This is a genomic window from Streptomyces kryoterrae (assembly GCF_054072135.1).
On the sequence record NZ_CM133358.1, the window covers coordinates 9,776,236 to 9,797,487 of the forward strand.

Genomic DNA, 21,252 nt, shown 5'->3' on the forward strand with positions numbered 1-21,252 from the left:
CGATGACCGTGCTCACCCAGACCGCCGCCCCCCGTGCCCAGAAGACCGACGGAGGCCTCTACGACATCCTCGACCTGATCCTTGACCGCGGACTCGTGATCGATGTCTTCATCCGAGTGTCGGTGATCGGCATCGAGGTCCTGCGTGTCGACATCCGCATCGTGATCGCCAGCGTCGACACCTACCTGCGCTTCGCGGCGGCGACCAATCGCCTCGACCTGGAGAACCGCGGTACGCCGGTGGTGGCCGCGGCGCCCGCGGTGCTCACGCCGGGCCTGCCCACCGCCGCGGCATACGGAGGGCAGGCGGCTGTGTTGCCGGGCGTCGCGGTGGCTCCCGCTCCCGGCGGTGTCGTCAGGCAGGGGCAGCCCGTCACCGCCTGGCCGTCCGGAACCGGTGCCGCGGTCCCGGGCGTCGGGAACCTGGGACAGGCGGTGGGACAGGCACTCGGGACGGTCGGACAGACTGTCGGCGGCGTCGTCGGCGCCGTCACACCAACCGTCGGAGGGCTGGTCGGCAGTGTGGCGCCGACGGTCGGAGGGCTGGTCGGCGGTGTGGCGCCGACGGTCGGAGGGCTGGTCGGCACGGTGGGTCAGACGGCCGGCACCGTGGTGGGCGCTGTCGCCCCGGCAACGGTGACCGGAGTGAGCACCGTCGTCCCGGCGGCCGGTACCGCGGCCCTGGTGACGGATCTCGCGGCACACGGCGTCGACGAGATCGGTGCTGTGGAACAGGCGACGGCGCGCACCGCGCAGGAAGTGGTCGACGCCTCGGGTCCCACGGCAGCCGGCCAGGAGCAAGCTCCCACCGCCGCACGCGGCAGGACCCGGGGCGGCAAGGGACAGCCGGGCGGGGAGGCCTGACGGATGCCGCTCTACCTCTACGCGGTCACGGACGCGGACCATCCGCTGCCCGTCGACGGTGCCACCGGAATCGGGGCCTCGCCCGCGCCCCTGAGGGCCGTGCGCGCCGCCCGGGTGGCCGCCGTCGTCAGCGAGGCGCCGGCGCAACTACGCGCCAAACGAAGAGATCTGATGGCCCATCAGAATGTGCTGCTGATGCTCGGCGCCGCCGGTGCCGTGTTACCCCTGCGCTTCGGCACACTTGCCCCCGACGACAGCGCGGTCCGCCGCGCGCTGGCGGACCAGGAGTCGTTGTTCACCGAGCGGCTCCGAGACGTCGAGGACCGCGTCGAGTTCAATGTGAAGGCCCTGCAGGACGAGGACACCGCCCTGCGCGATGTCCTGCGGGGCAGCGCCGAAGCCCGGCGTCTGAGCGCCCTCACACGGGACGGCGCGGGCTCGCACGACGACCAGGTGGCCCTCGGCACGGTCGTCGCCGCCGGGGTCGAGGCGCTCCAGGCGCAGCACGCCCAGGACATCGCCCGCCGACTGGAGCCGCTGGCGCACCGCACCGCCGCGGGTGATCCGGCGGGCGAGGTCTTCCTGAACCTGAGCCTGCTGATCGAACGCGGGCAGGCCGACGCGTTCGCCGCGTCCGTGGGCAGGGTTGCCGAGAGCCTCGGTCACGGGCTCGAACTCCGCGTGACCGGGCCTCTTCCGCCCTACAGCTTTGTCTGACCGTGTGACCGAACCTTCCCCCCACCACTACCACCTCCCGACTGTAAGGAGAGCCCCGTATGGGTCTGCTGAGCGGCCTGCTCGGTCTGCCGCTGGCTCCGCTGCGCGGGGTCGGCTGGGTGCTGGAACAGGTGGTGCAGGAAGCGGAACGGCAGTACGCCGACCCGGCCCCCATTCACCGTGAGCTGGCCGAACTGGAGACCGATCTGCTGGCCGGCCGGATCACCGAGGAGGAGTTCAGCCTCCGGGAGGACGAACTCCTGGATCGTCTGGAGCAGATCACGGCCGACAGCGGCGAGGATCCGGCCGACCCCGGCGGTCCGGCACTACAGGAAGGCCCCCCATGACCGACGCTCTCACTCGGCGGTCAGGTGCCCTGTCGCCCCAACCGGGCGGCGCGGGCAGTCTGGCCGACATTCTGGAACGCGTCCTCGACAAAGGGGTCGTGATCGCAGGGGACATCAAAATCAACCTGCTCGACATCGAACTCCTCACCATCAAACTGCGGTTGCTCGTCGTCTCCGTCGACACCGCGCGCGAGATGGGCATCGACTGGTGGGAGCACGACCCGACGCTGTCCTCTCGCGCCATACGCCCCGCTCCGTCGCCCGACCCCGCCCGCACGGCGGAACTCGCCGCCGAGAACGCCCGCCTTCGCGCCGAACTCCAGTCGCTCAACGCCCGGTTGAAGGAACCAGATGATCTCTGAGTACGACACCGCACCCCCGGCAGACCTCACCGAAGCGGTCTACGCGTACGCGGTACTGCTGCGGAACGAGGCGGCCGAGCGGGCCGCCCGGGAGCTGCGCGGCGTCGACGGGCTGCCGGTACGGATCCTGCGCGGTGGCGACACCGCCGCAGTCGTCAGCGACGTACCCGCCGACGCCTTCACCGAAGAGGCCATCGCGCGGCGGCTCGACGACATCGCCGACCTGGAACGCCTGGCCCGCGACCATCACCAGGTGATCGCCGCACTGGCCGGGCGGACTGCGGTACTGCCCCTCCGGTTGGCCACGGTGTACCTCGACGACGACAGCCTGCTGCGGCGTCTGCACGCCGACGCCGGCCACTTCCGCACCACCCTGAACCAGCTGGAGGGCCACGACGAATGGGGCGTCAAGATCTACGCCCGCCCACCGGCCACTGCCCCGTCCCCGGCGGACCGGCCACGCTCCGGACGTGACTACCTGCGCGTGCGCCGCACAAGCAGGGACGGCCACGCCCTCGCCCTCCAGGCCGCCGCCGACCTCGGCGCGCTGGTGGACCGTACGCTCGCGGAAGCGAGGCTGGCCACCGACGTACGGCACCATCGTCCCCAGTCTGGCGCCCTGTCGGCGAAGCCGGGGGAGAACGTCGTCAACGCGGCCTATCTGGTCCCGCGACAGCACACGCGGAGCTTCCAGGACCGCGTGGAGCTGCTCGCCGCGGGGACTGCCGGCGTCCAACTCGAGATCACCGGACCCTGGGCCCCGTACTCCTTCGCCTCGCCCCCACCGGAACAGGCCGAACCGGCGGACCCCGCGATCCCGCGGACCACGCCGTGACGGCCGGTGGTCCGCCCCATGGGGAGGTCGCCCTGGTCGATCTCCTCGACCGGCTCCTGGCCGGCGGTGTGGTCATCACGGGGGACCTCAGCCTCTGCATCGCGGACGTGGAACTGGTCCGGATCTCCCTGCGCGCCCTGCTCACCTCGGTCGAGGGAGCCACGGAAGGAATCCTGACGTGACATCACACGGCGATCCCGGACAGTCCCCGGCCCGACGCCTCGACCTGGACAAGGACACGGTCGAACGCGACCTCGTCCGACTGGTGCTCACCGTCGTGGAGTTGCTGCGTCAGCTCATGGAACGCCAGGCCATCCGCCGCGTGGAGAGGAACAACCTGACCGAGGAACAGGAGGAACGCATCGGCATGACGCTCATGATCCTCGACGACCGTATGACCGAACTGCGCGAGCGCTACGGCCTGAGCCCCGAAGACCTGAACCTCGACCTCGGCCCACTCGGCCCCCTCCTGCCGCGGCGGGAGGAGCGCCACTGAGACGCTCGGCAGGCTCAGTACCCCGGGGCCCTCGTGCAGTAGCCACTCGAAGCGTTCGCGGAGGTCGGGGAGGTTGCGGATCTCGTCGAGGAAGTGACCGACCGCGCTCACCCCGAAGTCGCGGATGACCTCGCGCACAGCCATCGCCGTCCCGTCCGTGACACAGGGCGCGTACGAGAGAGGGGGACGACGACGAGGACGTCCTGCGCCACCACCGGCACTACACCGCCCTGCCACCGGACATGAACCCCCGCGACGAGGGTTTCGCGGTGTCGATGGCGACGTTCGGCCTTGGGTTGCCGTTACCCGGCGCTGAGGGTGAGGGTGAAGCCGCCGTCGAGCAGGTCGTCCGGGGTGTCGGTGTCGGTCGTCGCCCGCAGATGGGCGTGGTAGGCCTGGTGGCGCCCACGCGGGCGGCCCGCCGAGGGCATACCCCGATCGGCGTCGACCGTCCGTGTACGGTTCCCACGCCTGGACGGGCGCGGCGAGAGCCGGTCGTGTCCGGTGTCCGCCGCGCCGCCGTATGTGTCAGGTGACGAGCAGGCGGTTGAAGAACGAACGGTAGTGGCGCAGTGCCAGGCGCAGGTCCTCGGTGTCCGCCTCTTCGCCCCGGTTCCACTGTCCTTCCAGTTCCTGTCTGTGGTCGGCGAACGTCGCGGCCAGCTTCTGCATCACCTCGGCGACGAGGGCGTCGGCGGTGTGCACGGCGTCGCGTGGGTCGTCCACGAACTCGTTCTGCACCTCCTGCCAGCGCGTGCGGAACCCCTCCTCGTCCTCCGGGGTCAGGAGCTGGGGGACCTCGTCCTGAGTGCTCGGGCCGGCTCCCGTTGGCTCGTCCTCGCCGGCCTCGCTGGGTGTGTCCGTGCTCTCGCCGGGGAAGGTCGGCACTTCGGCCGACGTGTTCGCCGTGTCCCGCGGTGTGTATGTGTCGCGAGGGTGGGCGAGGTCTTCGGTGGACAGGCCGCCCACAGCGGCGGTGTCCGGTGCGTCTTCGCGTTGCATCACTTCTCCGTTCCTGGACGCCTGGGCTTGCCGGATCGGGACGACGGGCTGTCACCGATCCGTTCAGGCCGGGGCGTGGCGGGGCTCGCCGCCATCGGAGAGCAGCTCGTCGAACAGGGTCCGGTAGTGCACCATGGCACCCCGCAACTGTTCGGTGGTCGCCTCATGACGGGTGCTCAGCACATTGACGTCGTGGGCGGCCTGGTAGTGCTCCAGTGTGCGGCCGTGCTCGACCGACAGGTCCTTGAGCTGTTGCTCGAAGTCCTGGGTCGGGTAGCCGCGCTCGTGCATCAGGGAAGTCACCAGACGGTCCGCGTCGTGCACGGCATCCTCCGGACGGTCCACGAACTCGTCCTGCACGCTGGTCCAGTCCTGGGTGTACCGATCCCTGACCCTGCCGTCGAGCGGCTTGATGTCCAGCGAGTCGTGCCGCTTCTCGCGGGCCCTGAGTTCGCGCTCCCCGGCCATACGGCTGTCGGCATCGTCCACCGTTCGTCCGTACTCCGGGCCGAAACGCTCGCGCAGCTTCTGGCGGCGCATGAGCAACCAGGCCGCCCCGGCAGCCATGACGATCAGCACCACGATGGGAATGATGATCGCTAGAAGTGTCCCTGTTGACATCGGCAGACCGCCTAACCTGCGCCCTATATCTTACTCTTTATGCGAGTATCCAATGCTTTGTAGCTTAAACAATGATTTGGCAATCAATTGCTGCGCTCAGGTGTGCGAGCCGGTTGAGGTGCCCTGCCGAGCGGCTCGCCCGAGCCGCCGTCGGTCGACGCGGAAGCCGCCAGGGGTGCCCGGATACATAGAGGGATCGTGACGGGGCACTCGTGTTCTCCCGACCAACAAGAGGAGCCGACTCATGATCATTGCCGCAGTTGTTGGAGTGTGTGTGCTCCTGGCCGTGCTGGCCTTCTTCGTCCCGCGCCTCTCCCGCCACCCCGAACGCGGCACGCAGCGTACGCTCGGCGCCGGCGCGCGGGCCGGCGGCAAGGCGCCCGGCATCCTGGGCCGGATTTTCAGCAAGCCGTTCCACACGAGTTCCCGCGCCGTGGGGCGTAGCGGCTCGGCCGGTCGTCGCACCCGCCGCCGCATGCCCTTCTGACCTGGCCGAGGCGATGCCGATCGGCATGGCTGTCCGGGGCGGGTGAGGCATCCACGGTTGGTGCCGGATCCTGCCCCGGACAGTCCAATCGCGTGCGTACACCGGTACTCAGTACACAGGCTGATGGGGGAGTGGTGTCATGAACGGTGAACAGGCCGACAGGCTGCTGGACGGGCTGACCGTGGACACCAGCCAGGAAGAGCGACCGATCCTGCTGGACGGGACAGGCCGCCCCCTCAAGACCTGGCGCGAGAACCACCCCTACGACCGCAAGGTCGATCGCGCCGAGTACGAGCGGCTCAAGCGCGTCCTGCAGATCGAGCTGCTCAAGCTCCAGCGGTGGGTCAAGGACACCGGCGCACGCGTGATCGTCGTGTGTGAAGGGCGTGACGCGGCGGGCAAGGGCGGCACCATCCAACGCCTCACCGAGCGGCTCAACCCCCGCGGCGCACGGGTAGTGGCCCTGGACAAGCCCACCGAGCAGGAGTCGGGGCAGTGGTACTTCCAGCGGTACATCCAACACCTGCCGACAGCGGGGGAGATCGTCTTCTTCGACCGCTCCTGGTACAACCGGGCCGGCGTGGAGCGCGTGATGGGCTACTGCTCGAAGGACCAGTACGAGCTGTTCCTCGGGCAGTGCCCGGCCTTCGAGCGGATGCTCGTCGACGACGGCGTCCTGCTGGTCAAGTTCTGGTTCTCCGTGTCCCGCGCCGAGCAGCGCACCCGTTTCGCCATCCGGCAGGTCGACCCGGTGCGCCAGTGGAAACTGTCGCCCACCGATCTCGCCTCGCTCGACCAGTGGGACGACTACACCGAGGCCAAGGTCGACATGTTCCGCGCCACCGACACCGAACGCGCCCCCTGGACCGTCGTCAAGAGCAACGACAAACGCCGTGCCAGGCTGGAAGCCATGCGCAGTCTGCTGTCCCGCGTCGACTACACCAGCAAGGACCCTGAGGCGGTCGGTACTCCCGATCCGCTCATCGTCGGCGCCGCCAACACCCTCCTGGAGCCCGGCGAGGAGGACGCCACTCTTTCGCCCACCCCGCTGGCCTCCCGTACCAGCGGGCCTGGCAGTCACCCCGAATCCCCGTGACGCCCCGACCGCCGCAGTCGTCCGGCGGTACGGATCTGCCGACGGGGCAATAGCGCGATCTCCGTCCGGCCGTACGAGCGGAGGCAGGAGACGTCTACCGCGGGATCGTGTGTCGGATGCCCCGACGCCGCGGGTACTGGCGGCATGAGCCCTTGCTGCGGGCCTTGTTCATCGCGCTGTGCGCGGTCCCCCTGTGACGGTCGCGGTCGGCAGGGGGCGTTCGGGACGCCACTCGTCGAGCGCGGCCCCGGCGGTGTTGAGCACGGTCGCCAGGAGCTGGTACGTGCCGATGAGCGCCAGCAGTTGCAGCACCTGCGCGTCGTCGTACGTGTGCCGCAGCTGCTTCCAGGTGACGGGGCGGATGACGGAGGTGTCGCAGATCTCGTCGACGGCCGTGATCAGCGCGGCCTCGTGCGGGCTCCAGCCGACGGTCGACGGATCGTCCGCGATGCGGAGCACCTCCGCCTCCGTGACACCGCCGGCCTGCGCGGTTTCGTAGTGATGGGACCACAGGTACCCGGACCTGCTGCGCAAAGCGACGCGCAGTGTCACCAGTTCGCGGTCCCGGGGTGACAGCAGACCGGCGTTGACCAGGATGGACAGCGGGTAGAGGGCGACGGCAAGGTCGGGATGGTGGGCAAGGATCCGAGTGAGGTTGAGCGTGTCCGGCATGTGCGTCAGGTGAGCGGGCAGCCGGCCTTCCCTGTCTTTCAGGCTGTCCGCCGTCCAGACGGCACGGACCTCGGGGGCCCACCTCTCCACGGGCAGCGGTTCGATTCGGGGCTGTGGGTCGTCTGATGCCATGTGTTGCCTCCAGTGGGGTGGAAGGTGAAGAAAAAGGTGATCGGTGTGGCACCGTTCTCGCTTCTTCTTCGTCTATCAGTTAGCCGAACTCAGCACACATGGTGAGTGCTTGGCTGAGTATTGACCCAGGGGGAAAAACATGACCACTCCACGTCGCAAACCGAGACGCTTCGGACGGCTCACAGCCGTCGGAGTCGCGCTGACAGCGCTCATGGCCGCCGTGACCGGCACGGCGACCCAGGTGGCGGCCTCGTCTAAGACGCCCGCGAAGCCGCCCGTGCCGTCGCTCGCCTGGACCGACTGCCAGGGCGGCTTCGAGTGTGCGAACGCCGACGTTCCGCTCGACTACCGCAAGCCGAACGGCAGGACCATCACCCTCGCGGTGGTCCGGAAGAAGGCCGCGGACCAGACGAAGCGCAAGGGCACACTGTTCATGCAGCCGGGCGGGCCCGGCAACTCCGGTGTGGACTTCGTGCGCAACAACTACGCGGACCTGCCGGCCGCACTGCGCGACTCCTTCGACGTCTTCGGCTACGACGTCCGTGGCGTCGGCCGCAGTTCACCGCTGACCTGCTTCGACGACGCGAGGTACACACGCGCCGTCACGGAGGCGAAGGGCGTGCCCGGCCCGGACGCCTTCGGGCCGGCGCTGCGCCAGGCCGCCGAATTCGACCAGGCCTGCGTGGACAACACGGGAGAGCTGCTGCCCTATATCGGCACCGAGTACGTCGCCCGGGACATCGACCTGCTGCGGGAGGCGCTCGGGGAGAAGCAACTCACCTACTACGGGCGGTCGTTCGGGTCGTACATCGGGACCGTCTACGCTGCCATGTTCCCGAAGCGGGTGCGGGCCCTGACCCTCGACGGCGCGTACGACCCGGTGCACTACGCCAACCGCCCCTACGCCTACGACCGGCCGCAGTATCTGGCGCTGGACGGCGCGATGGGCCGCTTCCTGGACTGGTGCGCCACTGATCAGGCCACCTGCGGGTTCGGCGACGGCGACCCGCGGGCGGCGTTCGAGAAGCTGAAGGCCGACCTGGACGCCAACCCCGTGACGACCGCGAACGGCGGCCAGGCCAACGGCTACACACTGGTCTACCGGCTGATGTTCAACATCAACGAGGGCAAGGTCATCTGGCCCGAGTTCGGCGCGGCACTGCGCAAGGCCCAGCTGCGGGACAACACGTCGTTCCTGCTGCGGCCGCCGTCCCCGGCCAGCTTCGACTTCCTGGGCCCGAACGTGGCTGTCGAGTGCGTCGACCGGGACTACCCGCGCGACCTGCGTCTGCTGAAGCGGAACGTCACGGCCTTCGCGAACGCGGCGCCGCTGCTCGGACCGGCGATGGCGTACGGTCCTCCCACGTACGACCACCAGCACGCCACCGCCTGCGTCCAGTGGCCCGGCGAGCACGTCAGCCGCTACGACGGCTCGTACCGGGCGAAGGGCTCGGCGCCGATCCTCGTCCTCGGCACCACCGGCGACCCGGACACCCCGTACCAGGACGCGGTGGCGCTGTCCCGGCAGCTCGACAACGCCTCGCTGCTCACCTTCCGGGCCGAGGGGCACACCGCGTTCGGCCGCAGTGCCTGTGCGACGGACGCGGTCGTCGGCTACCTGGTGGACCTCAAGGTCCCGTCCTCGGGCACGACCTGCGCGGACGAGACGCAGCCGCCTTCCTCCCCACCGAAGACGGCCCCGCCCGGTACGACGCTCAGTGAACTCCGTAACGGCGTCGACGAGCGTGTCGAGCGTATCGGCTCCGTGAACTGACGTTCCCTGCACCGACCCCGGGGCGCCGGCCTTCCATGACCGGCGCCTCGGACTTTCCTGGCCGGCCGCGCTGCGACAAGGTCCCAGGGCGTCAGCGGTGTTGGCCGGCTCCGCCCGGGGTGAGGGCGGGCAAGGGGTCTGCCTGTTGGAGTTCGGCGAGCAACTCGCCCTGACCGGTGATCAGTTCGGTCAGGATCCGGCGGGCCGCGCGCAGGAGCTCGGCCACATCGCCGCCGGCCAGGGCGTAACTGACGGTGGAGCCCTCCCGGATGGACACCACGATCCCCGAGCGGCGTAGTACGGCCAGTTGCTGGGAGAGGTTGGAGGGCTCGATCTCGATCTCGCCGAGCAGGTCGCGTACGGGGACGGGGCCGTTCTGTAGGAGTTCCAGGACCCGGATGCGTACCGGGTGGCCGAGCATCCGGAAGAACTCGGCCTTGGCCTGGTAGAGGGGGACCTGCATGGTGAATCGCTCGCTCCCTGCCGCGTTCGACTGGCTGCATCCGGGCTCGGTGGCCCTGTGCGTGCCACCGCAGGCGGTCCTGCGGACCGATCCTCGTGCATCCGGCCTCGCACGCCCACGGGATTGAGCTGATCCGGATGTGCCCAGTTGAAGAAATCTTCAAGTCGTGGGCGTGCGAGGCCATGGAGAACGCGGCGTTCTACACGTCCAGTTGGCCTTCGACACTCTTGAGCTGGTGGCGGGCCATCGCGAGGTTCGACTTCTTCGCGTCGAGCACGAGGTAGAGGAACAAGCCGTTGCCGCTGCGGCCCTTGAGCGGCCGGAGGATGTGGTACTGGCCGGCGAGTGTGATCAGGATGTCCTCGATCTCGCCCTTGAGCCCGAGGTGTTCCATGGTGCGGGTCTTGGCTCGGATCACGTCCGTGTTGCCCGCCGCCGCAACCGTCAGGTCGAGGTCCTTACTGCCCCCGAGAGTGCCCAGCGCCATACCGCTGGTGTAGTCGACCAGAGCAGTCCCCAACGAGCCCTCGATCGAGGCCATGATCTCCTTGAGGCAAATCTCCACATTGCTCATACCGGCATCTCCTTCTGGTGACCGCGAGGCTCGGGCGTCGCCTTCCTCGTCAATGCCCGGACCTTACGTAGGGCCGGCGGCCGGCAGCCTTGTTGTTCCTGTACTGGCCGAGAGGGTCTCCGAAAAGTCGGATGATGTTATACCTGTGACCGCTCATGCTCGGCGAACGACCATTGGTCCCACGCGTTCGCCCACCTTGACCGGCTTCACCACTCGGAAGGACACCATCGCCAGAGGTCTACGAAGGGGATACCGGGGCACACGGATCTCACCCTTTCGAGAGGAACCGCTCCATGCTTGGTATAGCTGCGGCAGTACTGTTTTTCATCGCGTTTCTGATCAACGCTGCCGACATCGCGACGAACGATGTCTTCTCTTCCACGAACGTCATGCTCCTCGGTCTGATGCTCCTCGCCCTGCACGTCGCGGGAATCGGGAGCGGCTGGTCCGGCCGCAGGCGCTGACACAGCAAAGCCCGGGGTGGGGTGAGGCCATGACGACGCCTCACCCCACCCCTATGCCCACCCAGGTACTGCGGGCGCCTTCCCCCCCCGGCCGAGCACGGCAGCTGAGCATGGGGGATCTTCGCCCGGTCCTGTGCGTCCCCGTTCCCGGCACGACGAAGCCGGCTTCCTCCCCCCGGCCGTTGATCTCTTCGAAGCCCGAGGCGCCTCGACAGAGTCGGTCGGCTCCGACCGCTTGGCGAGTCGGCGCCGGCCTGTCGCCGGAAGGCCGTATGCCTTGTCGGGCGGCCTCTGACGCCTGATCCGAACGCCGGGAGATACCTGTCCCGTACAGGTGCCTCCTGCTCCCTGTCCGGATCTTTGAAGAAGATCACTCGATGGTGCATTGGGGCTGCCTGGAGTGTCTTCGACGGCCAGACTCGAAGCGCGTCGTGCCGAACACCGCTACGCGCTGCTCTGTGCCGACCGGCCGGAGCCGGGGCGGGCCTTGCCGTGCAGGGAGACATGCTGTGACACACCATGACGGTCGCAAGCCGGGCCTGACCGAGGACACGGTGGCCCTGGTGGCCGGCCTTGCCGATCTGGCGGTATGCGGGGTGAGCAGCGCACTGGGAAGCATCGGTGGCCTGCTCCGCCGTGCCGATCTGGGGGACCTTCTGGCTGACGGCCAGGAAGAGACCAAGGCGCGGGGCCGCCTGCTCCTGGACAGGCACGGGGCCTCGCCGCCGGCCCACCTGGAGGTGCTCGCCCGTACCGTCACCGCGCGCGGTCAAGGGGAGAGTGGCGGTGAGTGAACGGGACGAGCACATCCTGCTGAAGCAGCGCATCGACCAGGTCCTCAGTGTGTTCGTCGCCACGGAAGCACAGGCGCTGGCCGACATCGACGGCTGCCTGGCGCCGGTCGCGGAGCAGCTTCATGCCGCGACCGAGCACGGCAAGCGGCTCAGGGCGGCGTTCTGCTACTGGGGCTGGCGTGGGGCCGGCCAGCCCGACAGCGAGGCGCTTGTACGGGCCGCCGGCGCGATCGAGCTGGTGCACGCGGCTGCCGTCGCGCACGACGATCTGATCGACCACAGCCGAACCCGGCACGGTCGGCCCACCGGGCACATCGCCCTGCGCGAGATCCTCACCGGTCATGCGCGACCGAAGGCGGGCGCCCGGGCCCTGGCCATGCTGGTGGGTGATCTGCTGATGTCGATGGCCGGGCAGCTGTTCGCCACCTCTGGCCTGCCCGGCGCCTACTTGAACAGGGCCCGGCCCCTGTGGGCGGTTCTGGCCCGTGAACTGGTGGCCGGTGAGTGCCTGGAAGTCCTCCGCACGGGAGCCGCGCCGGACCCGGACGCATCGGTGAAGGTGATCCGCTACAAGACCGCCAAGTACACCGTCGAACACCCTTTGCAGATCGGTGGCCTCCTCGCCGGTGCCCCACCACGGCTGCTGCAGGCGTACAGCGAGTACGGGCTCCCCCTGGGCGAGGCGTTCCAGCTGCGCGACGACCTGCTGGGCCTGTTCGGCGATCCTGAGCAGACCGGCAAGGATCCGTCCGACGACCTGGCCGGGAACCGGCCCACCGCCCTGATGGCCCACACGCTCACCGGCGCCACCAAAGCGGAACACGCCGAGCTGCACCACCTGCTCGGGCAGACGAACCTCAGCGAGAATCAGGTGGAACGAGTGCGGGAGATCGCTCATCGCACCGGCGCCGTCGCCCGCGTCGAGGACATGATCACCGCCCGGCTGAGTGCAGCACACGACGCCCTGGCCGACGCCGACCTGACCACCGAAGCGCGCCGCGCACTGTCGGACCTGGTGACCATCTCGGTCATCCGCACGCACTGACCGGCCACCCCCACCGGAGGAGCACCATGACCTACACCGAAGCGTCCATGGACGCCCTGCGCACCCAAGGGGACGAACTCGCCGACGCCACCGTGGCGACCCTGTTCGAGCGCGGAGAGGTCGGGAAGTTCAACACGCTCATGCGCTACGTCTCCACCGTCGGACAGGAACTTCCCGAAGGGCTGCCCGACGTCGCCCGCGAGTACCTGAACGTCACCGGCACACCGCCCGCCTGGGTGGACTGGGGCGAGACGGAGAAGGCACGGCTGTTCTTCATCGACAACAACGTGCACATCTCCACCGCCCTGTCGTTCGCATCGATGCCCGCCTGCTACGTCCTGCCCCATGTGGCCAAGCTGCTGTCCTCCACCCACTCACTGAAATACCCCTCCAAGCGGATGGCGGAGACGGGCCAGTTCACCGTCTACCTCATGCGGCCCGACGCCTTCGAAGCCGGCAGCCGTTTCGTTCCCGCGGCCCAGAAGGTGCGGCTGCTGCACGCCTCCATCCGCCACCACCTCAAGCGTGAGGACCGCTGGGACACCGCAGTCCTCGGCACGCCGATCTGTCAGGAGGACATGATCGGCGGGCAGATGATGTTCTCCATCCAGGTCCTCGACGCATTGCACCGCCTTGGCATCCACATGAGCGACGAGGGCGCCGAGGCCTACTACTACGCCTGGCGGGTGGTGGGCGCCATGCTCGGCATCGACCAGGACCACGTCCCCCAGGACCTGCGGGCAGCCCGCGAGTTCTCCGACCTGTACATGACCCGCCACATGGGCCCCAGCGAGGAAGGCGCCCAGCTCACGCGCCAGCTCATCGACCTCTACGAGGAAGTCGTGCCCGGCACCTTCTTCGACCCGATCGTGTCCGCCCTGATCCGCTACCTGATCGGCGACACCTGCGCCGACTGGCTGCAAGTCCCCCGTACCACCTGGGACACCGTCGTCAAGGCCGCCCCCGCCCTGCTGGGCGTGCTGGAGACCATCGAGGACAGCTCACCCCTGGCGGGCTGGGCCCTGGACCGACTCGGCCATCTGACCAGCATCCTGGAACTGTCCTCTCTCACCCGTGGCCGTGTCATGCACTACGCCATCCCCGAACAGCTCAAGAACGACTTCGGAGTCAGCAGCAGCATCCCGCCCAAGAGCCGCTGGACCCCGCCGCCGGCAACCATCAGCCGGTAACGACAACCGGCAGCGGTCCGGGTGTTCCGCGGCTTGGTCCCACTGTGGCTGCGGGGAGAGGGGGGCGACCTTCGTGGTGCCGGCCTGTTGTCGGTGCGGCCAGGCTCGGTGTCACCTTTTCCGGGGACCGACAGGTCGGGCTTGTTCCGGACGTCGCGCGCGCCGAACGTGGGTTTCACCCAGCGGGTGAACCGGTGCCGCGCGACAGGAAGGCGTGACGGAAACGCCCGGTCGTCTTCCCCGGCCGCCTCCCCGAGCATCGGGGACGAGGTACGTCTCCTCTCCGCCACGACCTACCGCCATGGCTCCTCGCCAGGCGACGGCACGGTCCCGTCGGCCACCAACGCGGAGTAGTGCGCTGCGACCCGGCCGGACGATGAGGATGCCGCTCACACCGTCGGGGACTACGCGATCGGCACCCCGCGCCGGCACGTCTGCCGTGTGGGCTGGGGCTCCGTCAGGCTGCCCACGGACGCAGCCTGACGGACCCGGGACCTGCTCGTGCCGATCTTTCCAGCTCGATGACCAGCCAAGACAAACGGATCAGGTGACGTTGCGCAGACTCGGGGAAGAAGTTGCGGCAGCAGACAGGAGGTTGTCGTGAAGGGTGAAGATCTGGAACTGGGCGAGTTGCTGGCCGCCGCGGAAGCGGCCCCGCCCGGTGAGTCCGTCGACGTGGTGGCACACGACCTGCAGAAGCGGTTCGGTGCCGAACGTGCGTCGTTCCTGTTCGTCGACCTGATCGGCCAGCGGCTGATCCGGCTCACCGCGGTCGGTGAAGAGGCCGTCGACGATGCCGGGCCGATCCCCCTGCAGGGCAGCGTCTACGACGGAGTTCTGCGGAGCCAACGCCAGCATGTGGAACCGGACGGCCAGGGCGGACGAAACGTCATCACGCCGGTCACCAACCGCGGTGACTGCATCGGCGTTCTGGAAGTGAACCTCCAGTCGGCCGACGACGCCGTACTGCGCCAAGTTCGCAACGCCGCACACGCGTTGGCCTACATCATCGTCACCGACCGCCGCTTCACCGATCTGTACCACCTGGGCCGGCGCACCACCAAGCCCAGTCTGGCCGCGGAGATCCAGCACCAGCTGCTTCCCTCGGCCCCCTGCTGCGAGGCGGAGCAGTTCACTCTTGCCGCCGGACTGGTCCCGGCCGACGACATCGGTGGCGACACCTACGACTACACGCTCGACCGTGGCACCCTGCACCTGTCGATCACCGATGCCATGGGCCACGACACGGACTCCGCTCTGCTGGCCACCTTGCTGGTCGGCGCGCTGCGGCGGGCCCGCCGCAGCGGCTGCGACGCCCTCAAGCAGGCCCGGCACGCCCACGAGGTTCTGTTGAGCCACAGCCGCGGCCTGGCCACCGGACAGTTGCTGTGCGTCGACCTCGGCACGGGCCTGTGCGAACTGGTCAACGCCGGCCATCCCCGGCCGCTGCGGCTGCGCGGCGGCGCCGTCGAAGAGCTGAAACTCGCGGTCAACCTGCCCTTCGGTGTGGCGGCACCCAGCTCCTACCACCTGCAGGAAGTGCAACTGCTTCCGGGAGACCGTCTGGTCCTGCTCACCGACGGAATGCAGGAGCGCGGTGCGGCGGCCGTCGACCTGGCCGCGCTCGTCCACGACACCCGCGTGCTGCACCCGCGCGAAGCCGTCCGAAGCCTGACCGCCGCGGTGCTCGAGGCCTGCCACGGCAGCCTCAAGGACGACGCCACGGTCCTGATACTGGACTGGCACGGCAATCGCGACAGACGGGCCGAAACGGCGTACTCCTGACTCCCTTTAAGGTGAGGGCCATTCGGCGGGAGAAGGGTTGTGTGGTCTTGATGGCACAGCGAGCATGCCTGGCTGTGGTCGCGGTCAGGCGCCCCGGAGACCGCGCCCCGTATACAGGGAAGTCATGGCGCCCTCCCGCGCAGCGCCCTGAACCGCTCCCGGGCCGATGACCGATCCCGGAACGGTTCACCGGTCGCCGACCGGGGGTTGTCGGGCCAAAAACTCTTCGAATGCCGCTGCCTGCTCGGGGTCCATGTATCCCTGGCGCGTGTACATGGCTTTGTCCTTGAGCCACGCCGCCTCGTCGGCGGTGAGCTGCACCGCCACCACCATCCCGCCCCGGGCGAAGCTCACCCGCCTGCCATCCGCGCGCACGTACCGGGTGTACGTTCCGTACTCCTGCGGGCCGGACAACGACTCGGCTCCGAGCCGCCCGACGTCCGCCGCCATCTCGTCCGCGTCTTCCTCCTCCTGCGGCGTCGGCGCGGGCACGGGGTAGTCGGCGCGCGCCCAGTGCTCCAGCTCGGCCACCGCCCCCGCCGGGAACAGCACACTCACCGGCACGTCGGCATCAGTGAGCACGACGCGCTCGCCGGTGGACTCGACCAGCGACACGAGGCGCTCGTAGTCGATCGGGGCCGGGGCATACCGACGCTCAACGACGATTTTCACATCCTCCATGGAGCCTGACGTTACCGGCCGGAGACGGCACCCGATGCGGCCAAGTACCGATATCTGAGCGTGTGTTCGTCGCGGCGGCCAAGTCCACGACGTCGTCACCTTGGGTGTCGGCGCCACGATCGGCTCGGGACGCGCCACCGAAACGCCGCCGCTCACGGGCAGAGCGCGCAACCCGTACGAAACGCGTCCCGCTACAGCCGTGTAACAGCGGCCGTACGGGTACAACTCTCATCCCGCCCCGCCGGTCGAACCTGATGTGTCGCACACCTGCGTCGGCGGAACCGGTACCGCTCGGCGCAACTCCTCTAGTCCCGACCGAACTTGGAGTTGACCGTGCCCAAGAAGTTGCTGTCGAAGCGTGTTGCCACCACCGCCGCGCTCCTGCTCGCCGCAGGCGCCGTGGCTGTGCCCTCCGCCTCGGCGAAGCCCTCCGACGCCGCCCCCAGCCGTGCCTATGTGCTGAAGGTGAGCACCAACCCGACCAGCACCGACTACAACAACCGCCACGTCGACGTCAGCGGCACCCTCACCAAGGCCGACGGCACCCCGGCGCCCAACATCCCCGTCACCATCCAGGAGGTCGTCCGCTTCACCACCTGGAATCCGTGGGGTGACCCGATCGACCCCACCGAGTACGAGCCGCGTGACCTGGGCAAGCCGGTCACCGACGCCAAGGGGAAGTTCACCATCCCTGACGTCGACATCGACCACGTGGGCGGCAGCAGCCTCCTCAACGTCCAGCGCAAGGTGGCCATCACGGCCTACTACGACGAGGACGGCAACCCCAACACCCCGCAGGACGGCTACTACACGCAGACCGCCGTGACCACCAAGGCCAAGGCCAGCTCACTCAGTTACACGGTCAACAAGAAGAAGGTGAAGAAGGGCACCATCCTCACCGTCCAGGGCAAGGTCACTGTCCCCAGGGGCGTCGAGATCGCGGGCAACGAGGTCTTCCTGCAGGCGGACTGGGAGAACGAGTACCGCGTAAAGACGACCACCGAGGACGACGGTTTCTTCGTGATGTCCTTGCGCGTGCGGGGCGACGACGACAGGTTCGTGCTGCGCACGGCTCCGACGGACCTCTACGTGGCGGGCACGACCAAGCGACTCCCGATCATCAACCTCTCGCTCCCTCGCAAGTAGGCACCGGACGGCGGGACTTCGGCCCAAGCGGGCCGAACACCCCGGCAGACGGGGTCCGTGGGCCCCGGCGACGGGTCACCCTCGCACGAGCGGAGGTGACCTTGCCCGTAACTCCTTCATCAGCGACGCGGCCGGGCGGCGCGGTCGAGAAGTCGGCCGCTACGACGGCCCCGTATCCCTGGCCATCCGCCGCTTCCTGACCGAGGACGTCACCATCGGCGGAGTCACCGTCCCGCAGGCGAGACCGTCCCTCTCTCCCTGGCCGCCGCCCACCACGACCCGCACCATTTCACCGACCCCGACCGGCTCGACATCGGCCGCGACGCGACCGGTCACCCCGCCCTCGGCCACGGCAGCCACTACTGCCTTCGTGCGCCCCTGGCCCGTATGGAAACCGAAATCGCCCTCGCCGCCCTCCGCGACCGTTTCCCCGACCTGACGCTCGACGTTCTGCCGGACGAAGAGCGCCGGCGGCCGTCGACGCGAGCCCGCGGCCTGCTGGGTCTCCCCATGCGCTTCTGACCGTGACAGGCGGAAGCGTCAGCCATTACCTGAAGACGTCAGCCGGTCTGGCGCGCCTGCCTGAAGGCCTCGAGGAAGGCCTCTCTCGGACCTGCCGAGCTGCTCCTGAGTCGCGGGGACGCTGACCGCGGGACAAGGTGGTGACCGATGCACCGGGCGAGGCGGTCGACGACCACGAAACCGGGCGCCGTCGCAGCGATGAGTCTGCCGGCGCCCACAGGTCTACCTTCCGACCGGGACAACCAACTCATCGGGAGTACGACATGGGCCTCATCCACATCGAACTGTTCGCGACCCTCGACCTCGTCGGGCAGGCGCCCGGCGGCCCCGACGAGGACCCGGTGGGGTTCCCGTTCGGCGGCTGGCAGGCGCCCCTGCTGGACGAGGTCACCGGGGCGCAGATCGCAGCCGCGTACGAGGGCACGGACGCCCTCCTGCTCGGCCGACGGACGTACGACATCTTCGCCGCCTACTGGCCGCACCAGGAGGGTGGCGAGGACAACAAGATCGCCACGCTCTTCAACAGCGTCCCGAAGTACGTGGCGTCCCGTGGCAGGCCCGACCTCTCGTGGGCCGGGTCCACGCAGCTCGGCCCGGATCTGGCGGGCGCGGTGCGCGAGATCCGCGACCGGCACGAGCATGTGAAGGTCGTCGGGAGCCTGGACCTGGTGCAGACGCTCCTGCGCGAGAAGCTCCTCGACCGTCTCGACCTCTGGGTGCACCCGGTCGTGCTCGGCGTCGGGAAGAAGGTGTTCGACGGCGGCGCGGTGCCCTCGAACGTCACACTCCTCGAACCGCCGACAGCCGGTCCGAAGGGCACCGTGTACTTGCGCTACGGGCTCGCCGACGGCACGCCCGGGACGGGGGACATGAGCGCACCCGATCGCGGTGTCGGCCGCAACGACTGAAGCTCCGCGCGCCGTCCGTGTCCATACCGCCCGACCGAGCAGGTGGTGCAACCGGTGCGGGGGAGTGGCGGCCGGCGCGCTCGGCGAGCGTCCAGCAGTTCTACCGCATCGACCGGGCGACCAGCCGTGCCGACGCGTCCCGTGCGCCGGCTGCCACGGTCTTCTTGTTCCGCACGAGCGACAAAGCAGCCCGGCGGTAACCGCCGCACCTCTGGCGTCACCACAGGCCAGGGTGCGATCCGCAACTCGGTTGCCGGGCGCCCCCGTTCGGACGGGGCCGGCCGGAACGACGGAGGCCCGCTCACGGCATCGACGCCGCTGTGTCAGACCCTTCCTCTACGGTCTACTCATGACTCCTGAGACGCGGGACCTGTTACGTCCGTTCCGTGACGAGGCGACGGCGCGTGACATACCCGTCGACGACGTCGAGCGATGGCTGGGCACCGCCCGACGTTGCGCGGTAATGACACGGGACGGGAACGGCGACGGCCCGGTCGTGGGCCGGTTCGGCGGTCCGCTCCTGCTTCCGGCCGATGTCCCCGACCCCGCCTACCCCTTCGTCGCCTCCATCGACCTCGCTGCCCTGCCCGCGGACGCGACGGACCTGCCCCTGCCTCCCGACGGCCATCTGCTGCTGTTCGCCTTCCCCGAGGCCGCCGACGACTACGGCACCATGGGCAGCGTGGTGTACGTTCCCGCCGGCACGGCCGTGACGGAACGGGACAGGAACGCCTGGAACCCGTACGACATCGAGGACTACGAGGCGATGTTCGAGGAGTTCCCCCAGGGCCCGCTGCGGGCGACGGCCGGCGTGTCGCTGCCCTACCACCACGCGGTCGAATACCTCGACAAGCCGGGAAGCGGGCCGCTTCCGGGGCATCCCCGCGCCGAGGAACTCGTCGAGGTCTGGGAGAACACTCATGACGTCATCGCCCCCGAGGGGCCGCTGCAGATCGGCGGATACGCCTGGGAGGAGGCCATATACACCGATCCGATCGCCGCTGCCGCGTCCAGTGCCGTGAAAGCGGCGGAAGCGGGCCGGTGGGGAGGACCGGTTTCGGGTGACGTCTCGGACTGGGTGCTCCTGGCCGACTGGTATGCCGGCGTGGACGTACAGGGCTGGGAGAGCGCCACCGTCCACTGGGCGATCCAGCGAGAGGACCTGGCCGCGCGGCGCTTCGACCGTGCGTTCACCTCGGTCTTCTGGAACCCCTGAGGTGTGCCCGGTCGGACCGGCACCCTTCGCCATGGCACACCCCCGCCTACCGCGGTCTTCACCGCCGAAGCCGATCCCTACCCCAGCGGGGTGAGGCACGGGTCGTCGGCGCTGCGCATACTCGGTTCCATGAACAAGCAGGGGCGCCTCGCCGACTTCCTCCAGGTACGCCGTAGCCAACTGCGGCCCGAAGACGTCGGGTTGGAGACCTACGGCGAACGGCGACGGGTGCCCGGCCTGCGGCGGGAGGAGCTCGCGATGCTCGCGGGCATCAGCGCGCCCTACTACACCCGCCTGGAGCAGGGCCAGTCACGCAACGCCTCGCGCGAGGTGCTCGACGCCGTGGCGAACGCCCTGCGACTGGACGAGTCCGAGCGTGCCCATCTGCACACTCTGGCCCGTGCGCCGAGAAGGTCCAGGGCTGTCGTCCGGCCGCCTGCCGAACGCGTCACCCCGGCAATGACCGCCTTGCTGGCGGCCGTTGACGGCACACCCGCTGTCGTCGTCGGCCGCCGGGGCGATGTCCTGGCCTGGAACCGGCCGGGACACGGGCTGTTCGCGGGTCATCTCGATCCCGACGGTCCCGACGACCCGGGCCGACGGCCGAACATGGCCAGGCTGGTGTTCCTCGACGCGCACACCCGTGACCTGTACAGCGACTGGCCCGCCAAGGCCCGGGCGGTGGTGGGCAATCTGCGCCTGACGGCCGGCCGCTTCCCGGATGATCCACTGCTTGCCGGCCTGATCGGTGAACTGACCATGCGCAGCTCGGAGTTCGCCACGATGTGGGCCGATCACCGGATCCTGGCCTGCGATGTCGCCGACTACGAAATGCGCCACCCGCTGGTCGGGACACTGGCGGTCACCCAGCAGACACTGCAGAGCCCGCGGGGGTCCGGACCGTCCCTGGTGGTGGCTACGGCCGCCGCCGGTTCCCCGTCCGCGTCAGCCCTGACCCTGCTCGCCCACACCATCGCACCGCGGGAGTCGACCCAGCCGCACCCCGGCGCCGTAACCCGCACCCCCTGAGCACCTCTCATCCACGGCACCGCACCGCGGC

The 21,252-nt window shown here is 69.1% G+C and carries 25 protein-coding genes and 2 pseudogenes; 20 read left to right on the top strand and 7 right to left on the bottom strand.

Going from position 1 to position 21,252, the window contains the following annotated elements:
- Nucleotides 1–2 precede the first annotated feature (2 nt).
- The 7 genes and pseudogenes from gvpJ to ACW4TU_RS43550 all read left to right on the top strand — a co-directional run.
- Nucleotides 3–227 (top strand): annotated as a pseudogene (gene gvpJ / locus ACW4TU_RS43520) (gas vesicle protein GvpJ); the annotation flags it as partial.
- 639 nt (nucleotides 228–866) lie between these two features.
- Nucleotides 867–1,580, top strand: coding sequence for a GvpL/GvpF family gas vesicle protein (locus tag ACW4TU_RS43525; protein ID WP_457422824.1), 714 nt, complete (start codon nucleotides 867–869; stop codon nucleotides 1,578–1,580).
- A gap of 59 nt (nucleotides 1,581–1,639) precedes the next feature.
- On the top strand, nucleotides 1,640–1,927 hold the full coding sequence (locus tag ACW4TU_RS43530) for a gas vesicle protein GvpG (RefSeq protein WP_457422826.1): 288 nt from the start codon (nucleotides 1,640–1,642) through the stop codon (nucleotides 1,925–1,927).
- The gene (locus ACW4TU_RS43535) at nucleotides 1,924–2,289 is read left to right on the top strand and encodes a gas vesicle protein (RefSeq protein WP_457422828.1); all 366 of its coding nucleotides are present in this window, start codon (nucleotides 1,924–1,926) and stop codon (nucleotides 2,287–2,289) included. The genes ACW4TU_RS43530 and ACW4TU_RS43535 overlap by 4 nt, the downstream gene beginning before the upstream one ends.
- A complete protein-coding gene (locus ACW4TU_RS43540; protein ID WP_457422830.1) occupies nucleotides 2,279–3,124 on the top strand; it encodes a GvpL/GvpF family gas vesicle protein in 846 nt (281 codons plus the stop codon). Before ACW4TU_RS43535 ends, ACW4TU_RS43540 begins: the two co-directional genes overlap by 11 nt.
- Nucleotides 3,121–3,306, top strand: coding sequence for a gas vesicle protein (locus tag ACW4TU_RS43545; RefSeq protein ID WP_457422832.1), 186 nt, complete (start codon nucleotides 3,121–3,123; stop codon nucleotides 3,304–3,306). Before ACW4TU_RS43540 ends, ACW4TU_RS43545 begins: the two co-directional genes overlap by 4 nt.
- Complete coding sequence (locus ACW4TU_RS43550) at nucleotides 3,303–3,620, top strand: gas vesicle protein K (protein WP_457422834.1); 318 nt, start codon at nucleotides 3,303–3,305, stop codon at nucleotides 3,618–3,620. Before ACW4TU_RS43545 ends, ACW4TU_RS43550 begins: the two co-directional genes overlap by 4 nt.
- 302 nt (nucleotides 3,621–3,922) lie before the next feature.
- Here the strand turns inward: ACW4TU_RS43550 and ACW4TU_RS43555 are convergent, their stop codons facing one another.
- The 3 genes from ACW4TU_RS43555 to ACW4TU_RS43565 form a co-directional block, all read right to left on the bottom strand.
- Nucleotides 3,923–4,051: a hypothetical protein gene (locus ACW4TU_RS43555; protein WP_457422836.1), complete on the bottom strand. Its 129-nt coding sequence runs from the start codon at nucleotides 4,049–4,051 to the stop codon at nucleotides 3,923–3,925.
- Between the two features lie 97 nt (nucleotides 4,052–4,148).
- Complete coding sequence (locus ACW4TU_RS43560; protein ID WP_457422838.1) at nucleotides 4,149–4,622, bottom strand: hypothetical protein; 474 nt, start codon at nucleotides 4,620–4,622, stop codon at nucleotides 4,149–4,151.
- Between the two features lie 63 nt (nucleotides 4,623–4,685).
- Nucleotides 4,686–5,243 carry a hypothetical protein gene (locus tag ACW4TU_RS43565; protein ID WP_457422840.1) on the bottom strand — a complete coding sequence of 186 codons (558 nt, stop codon included), beginning with the start codon at nucleotides 5,241–5,243 and terminating at the stop codon, nucleotides 4,686–4,688.
- 244 nt (nucleotides 5,244–5,487) lie between these two features.
- On the opposite strand from ACW4TU_RS43565, the gene ACW4TU_RS43570 reads away from it, so the two are divergent.
- Nucleotides 5,488–5,730, top strand: coding sequence for a DUF6411 family protein (locus ACW4TU_RS43570; protein WP_457422842.1), 243 nt, complete (start codon nucleotides 5,488–5,490; stop codon nucleotides 5,728–5,730).
- Between the two features lie 139 nt (nucleotides 5,731–5,869).
- On the top strand, nucleotides 5,870–6,826 hold the full coding sequence (ppk2, locus tag ACW4TU_RS43575; protein ID WP_457422844.1) for a polyphosphate kinase 2: 957 nt from the start codon (nucleotides 5,870–5,872) through the stop codon (nucleotides 6,824–6,826).
- Between the two features lie 168 nt (nucleotides 6,827–6,994).
- Here the strand turns inward: ppk2 and ACW4TU_RS43580 are convergent, their stop codons facing one another.
- On the bottom strand, nucleotides 6,995–7,630 hold the full coding sequence (locus ACW4TU_RS43580) for a carboxymuconolactone decarboxylase family protein (RefSeq protein WP_457422846.1): 636 nt from the start codon (nucleotides 7,628–7,630) through the stop codon (nucleotides 6,995–6,997).
- 139 nt (nucleotides 7,631–7,769) lie between these two features.
- Here ACW4TU_RS43580 and ACW4TU_RS43585 point away from each other — a divergent pair, with 139 nt between their 5' ends.
- The gene (locus ACW4TU_RS43585) at nucleotides 7,770–9,404 is read left to right on the top strand and encodes an alpha/beta hydrolase (RefSeq protein ID WP_457422848.1); all 1,635 of its coding nucleotides are present in this window, start codon (nucleotides 7,770–7,772) and stop codon (nucleotides 9,402–9,404) included.
- A gap of 91 nt (nucleotides 9,405–9,495) precedes the next feature.
- On the opposite strand, the gene ACW4TU_RS43590 is transcribed toward ACW4TU_RS43585, so the two are convergent.
- Together ACW4TU_RS43590 and ACW4TU_RS43595 are read right to left on the bottom strand one after the other, a co-directional pair.
- On the bottom strand, nucleotides 9,496–9,867 hold the full coding sequence (locus ACW4TU_RS43590; RefSeq protein WP_457422850.1) for an ArsR/SmtB family transcription factor: 372 nt from the start codon (nucleotides 9,865–9,867) through the stop codon (nucleotides 9,496–9,498).
- 199 nt (nucleotides 9,868–10,066) lie between these two features.
- Nucleotides 10,067–10,441: a hypothetical protein gene (locus ACW4TU_RS43595; protein WP_457422852.1), complete on the bottom strand. Its 375-nt coding sequence runs from the start codon at nucleotides 10,439–10,441 to the stop codon at nucleotides 10,067–10,069.
- Between the two features lie 293 nt (nucleotides 10,442–10,734).
- On the opposite strand from ACW4TU_RS43595, the gene ACW4TU_RS43600 reads away from it, so the two are divergent.
- The 5 genes from ACW4TU_RS43600 to ACW4TU_RS43620 all read left to right on the top strand — a co-directional run bounded on the left by ACW4TU_RS43600 (nucleotide 10,735) and on the right by ACW4TU_RS43620 (nucleotide 15,719).
- On the top strand, nucleotides 10,735–10,905 hold the full coding sequence (locus ACW4TU_RS43600; RefSeq protein WP_457422854.1) for a hypothetical protein: 171 nt from the start codon (nucleotides 10,735–10,737) through the stop codon (nucleotides 10,903–10,905).
- A gap of 509 nt (nucleotides 10,906–11,414) precedes the next feature.
- A complete protein-coding gene (locus tag ACW4TU_RS43605; RefSeq protein WP_457422856.1) occupies nucleotides 11,415–11,699 on the top strand; it encodes a polyprenyl synthetase in 285 nt (94 codons plus the stop codon).
- Nucleotides 11,692–12,744: a polyprenyl synthetase family protein gene (locus tag ACW4TU_RS43610; protein WP_457422858.1), complete on the top strand. Its 1,053-nt coding sequence runs from the start codon at nucleotides 11,692–11,694 to the stop codon at nucleotides 12,742–12,744. The genes ACW4TU_RS43605 and ACW4TU_RS43610 overlap by 8 nt, the downstream gene beginning before the upstream one ends.
- A 26-nt stretch (nucleotides 12,745–12,770) precedes the next feature.
- Nucleotides 12,771–13,934, top strand: coding sequence for an oxygenase MpaB family protein (locus ACW4TU_RS43615; RefSeq protein ID WP_457422859.1), 1,164 nt, complete (start codon nucleotides 12,771–12,773; stop codon nucleotides 13,932–13,934).
- A 600-nt stretch (nucleotides 13,935–14,534) separates the two neighbouring features.
- Nucleotides 14,535–15,719, top strand: a complete 1,185-nt coding sequence (locus ACW4TU_RS43620) for a PP2C family protein-serine/threonine phosphatase (RefSeq protein WP_457422861.1) — start codon at nucleotides 14,535–14,537, stop codon at nucleotides 15,717–15,719.
- Between the two features lie 186 nt (nucleotides 15,720–15,905).
- Here the strand turns inward: ACW4TU_RS43620 and ACW4TU_RS43625 are convergent, their stop codons facing one another.
- Complete coding sequence (locus ACW4TU_RS43625; protein WP_457422863.1) at nucleotides 15,906–16,400, bottom strand: type II toxin-antitoxin system Phd/YefM family antitoxin; 495 nt, start codon at nucleotides 16,398–16,400, stop codon at nucleotides 15,906–15,908.
- Between the two features lie 333 nt (nucleotides 16,401–16,733).
- On the opposite strand from ACW4TU_RS43625, the gene ACW4TU_RS43630 reads away from it, so the two are divergent.
- The 5 genes and pseudogenes from ACW4TU_RS43630 to ACW4TU_RS43650 all read left to right on the top strand — a co-directional run bounded on the left by ACW4TU_RS43630 (nucleotide 16,734) and on the right by ACW4TU_RS43650 (nucleotide 21,221).
- Nucleotides 16,734–17,546 carry a transthyretin-like family protein gene (locus ACW4TU_RS43630; RefSeq protein WP_457422865.1) on the top strand — a complete coding sequence of 271 codons (813 nt, stop codon included), beginning with the start codon at nucleotides 16,734–16,736 and terminating at the stop codon, nucleotides 17,544–17,546.
- Between the two features lie 148 nt (nucleotides 17,547–17,694).
- A pseudogene (locus ACW4TU_RS43635) lies at nucleotides 17,695–18,068 on the top strand (cytochrome P450); the annotation flags it as partial.
- 263 nt (nucleotides 18,069–18,331) lie between these two features.
- Nucleotides 18,332–18,976, top strand: a complete 645-nt coding sequence (locus ACW4TU_RS43640) for a dihydrofolate reductase family protein (protein WP_457422867.1) — start codon at nucleotides 18,332–18,334, stop codon at nucleotides 18,974–18,976.
- A gap of 349 nt (nucleotides 18,977–19,325) precedes the next feature.
- Nucleotides 19,326–20,192, top strand: coding sequence for a DUF1963 domain-containing protein (locus tag ACW4TU_RS43645; RefSeq protein ID WP_457422869.1), 867 nt, complete (start codon nucleotides 19,326–19,328; stop codon nucleotides 20,190–20,192).
- Nucleotides 20,193–20,321: 129 nt separating this feature from the next.
- The gene (locus tag ACW4TU_RS43650) at nucleotides 20,322–21,221 is read left to right on the top strand and encodes a helix-turn-helix domain-containing protein (protein WP_457422871.1); all 900 of its coding nucleotides are present in this window, start codon (nucleotides 20,322–20,324) and stop codon (nucleotides 21,219–21,221) included.
- The last annotated feature ends 31 nt before the right edge of the window (nucleotides 21,222–21,252 follow it).

Bases quoted from the DNA above. Each gene is read 5' to 3' on its own strand.
- ACW4TU_RS43525 (WP_457422824.1), top strand. From the start codon at position 867: ATGCCGCTCTACCTCTACGCGGTCACGGACGCGGACCATCCGCTGCCC.
- ACW4TU_RS43530 (WP_457422826.1), top strand. From the start codon at position 1,640: ATGGGTCTGCTGAGCGGCCTGCTCGGTCTGCCGCTGGCTCCGCTGCGC.
- ACW4TU_RS43535 (WP_457422828.1), top strand. From the start codon at position 1,924: ATGACCGACGCTCTCACTCGGCGGTCAGGTGCCCTGTCGCCCCAACCG.
- ACW4TU_RS43540 (WP_457422830.1), top strand. From the start codon at position 2,279: ATGATCTCTGAGTACGACACCGCACCCCCGGCAGACCTCACCGAAGCG.
- ACW4TU_RS43555 (WP_457422836.1), bottom strand. From the start codon at position 4,051: ATGCCCTCGGCGGGCCGCCCGCGTGGGCGCCACCAGGCCTACCACGCC.
- ACW4TU_RS43560 (WP_457422838.1), bottom strand. From the start codon at position 4,622: ATGCAACGCGAAGACGCACCGGACACCGCCGCTGTGGGCGGCCTGTCC.
- ACW4TU_RS43565 (WP_457422840.1), bottom strand. From the start codon at position 5,243: ATGTCAACAGGGACACTTCTAGCGATCATCATTCCCATCGTGGTGCTG.
- ACW4TU_RS43570 (WP_457422842.1), top strand. From the start codon at position 5,488: ATGATCATTGCCGCAGTTGTTGGAGTGTGTGTGCTCCTGGCCGTGCTG.
- ppk2 (WP_457422844.1), top strand. From the start codon at position 5,870: ATGAACGGTGAACAGGCCGACAGGCTGCTGGACGGGCTGACCGTGGAC.
- ACW4TU_RS43580 (WP_457422846.1), bottom strand. From the start codon at position 7,630: ATGGCATCAGACGACCCACAGCCCCGAATCGAACCGCTGCCCGTGGAG.
- ACW4TU_RS43585 (WP_457422848.1), top strand. From the start codon at position 7,770: ATGACCACTCCACGTCGCAAACCGAGACGCTTCGGACGGCTCACAGCC.
- ACW4TU_RS43590 (WP_457422850.1), bottom strand. From the start codon at position 9,867: ATGCAGGTCCCCCTCTACCAGGCCAAGGCCGAGTTCTTCCGGATGCTC.
- ACW4TU_RS43595 (WP_457422852.1), bottom strand. From the start codon at position 10,441: ATGAGCAATGTGGAGATTTGCCTCAAGGAGATCATGGCCTCGATCGAG.
- ACW4TU_RS43600 (WP_457422854.1), top strand. From the start codon at position 10,735: ATGCTTGGTATAGCTGCGGCAGTACTGTTTTTCATCGCGTTTCTGATC.
- ACW4TU_RS43615 (WP_457422859.1), top strand. From the start codon at position 12,771: ATGACCTACACCGAAGCGTCCATGGACGCCCTGCGCACCCAAGGGGAC.
- ACW4TU_RS43625 (WP_457422863.1), bottom strand. From the start codon at position 16,400: ATGGAGGATGTGAAAATCGTCGTTGAGCGTCGGTATGCCCCGGCCCCG.
- ACW4TU_RS43640 (WP_457422867.1), top strand. From the start codon at position 18,332: ATGGGCCTCATCCACATCGAACTGTTCGCGACCCTCGACCTCGTCGGG.
- ACW4TU_RS43645 (WP_457422869.1), top strand. From the start codon at position 19,326: ATGACTCCTGAGACGCGGGACCTGTTACGTCCGTTCCGTGACGAGGCG.
- ACW4TU_RS43650 (WP_457422871.1), top strand. From the start codon at position 20,322: ATGAACAAGCAGGGGCGCCTCGCCGACTTCCTCCAGGTACGCCGTAGC.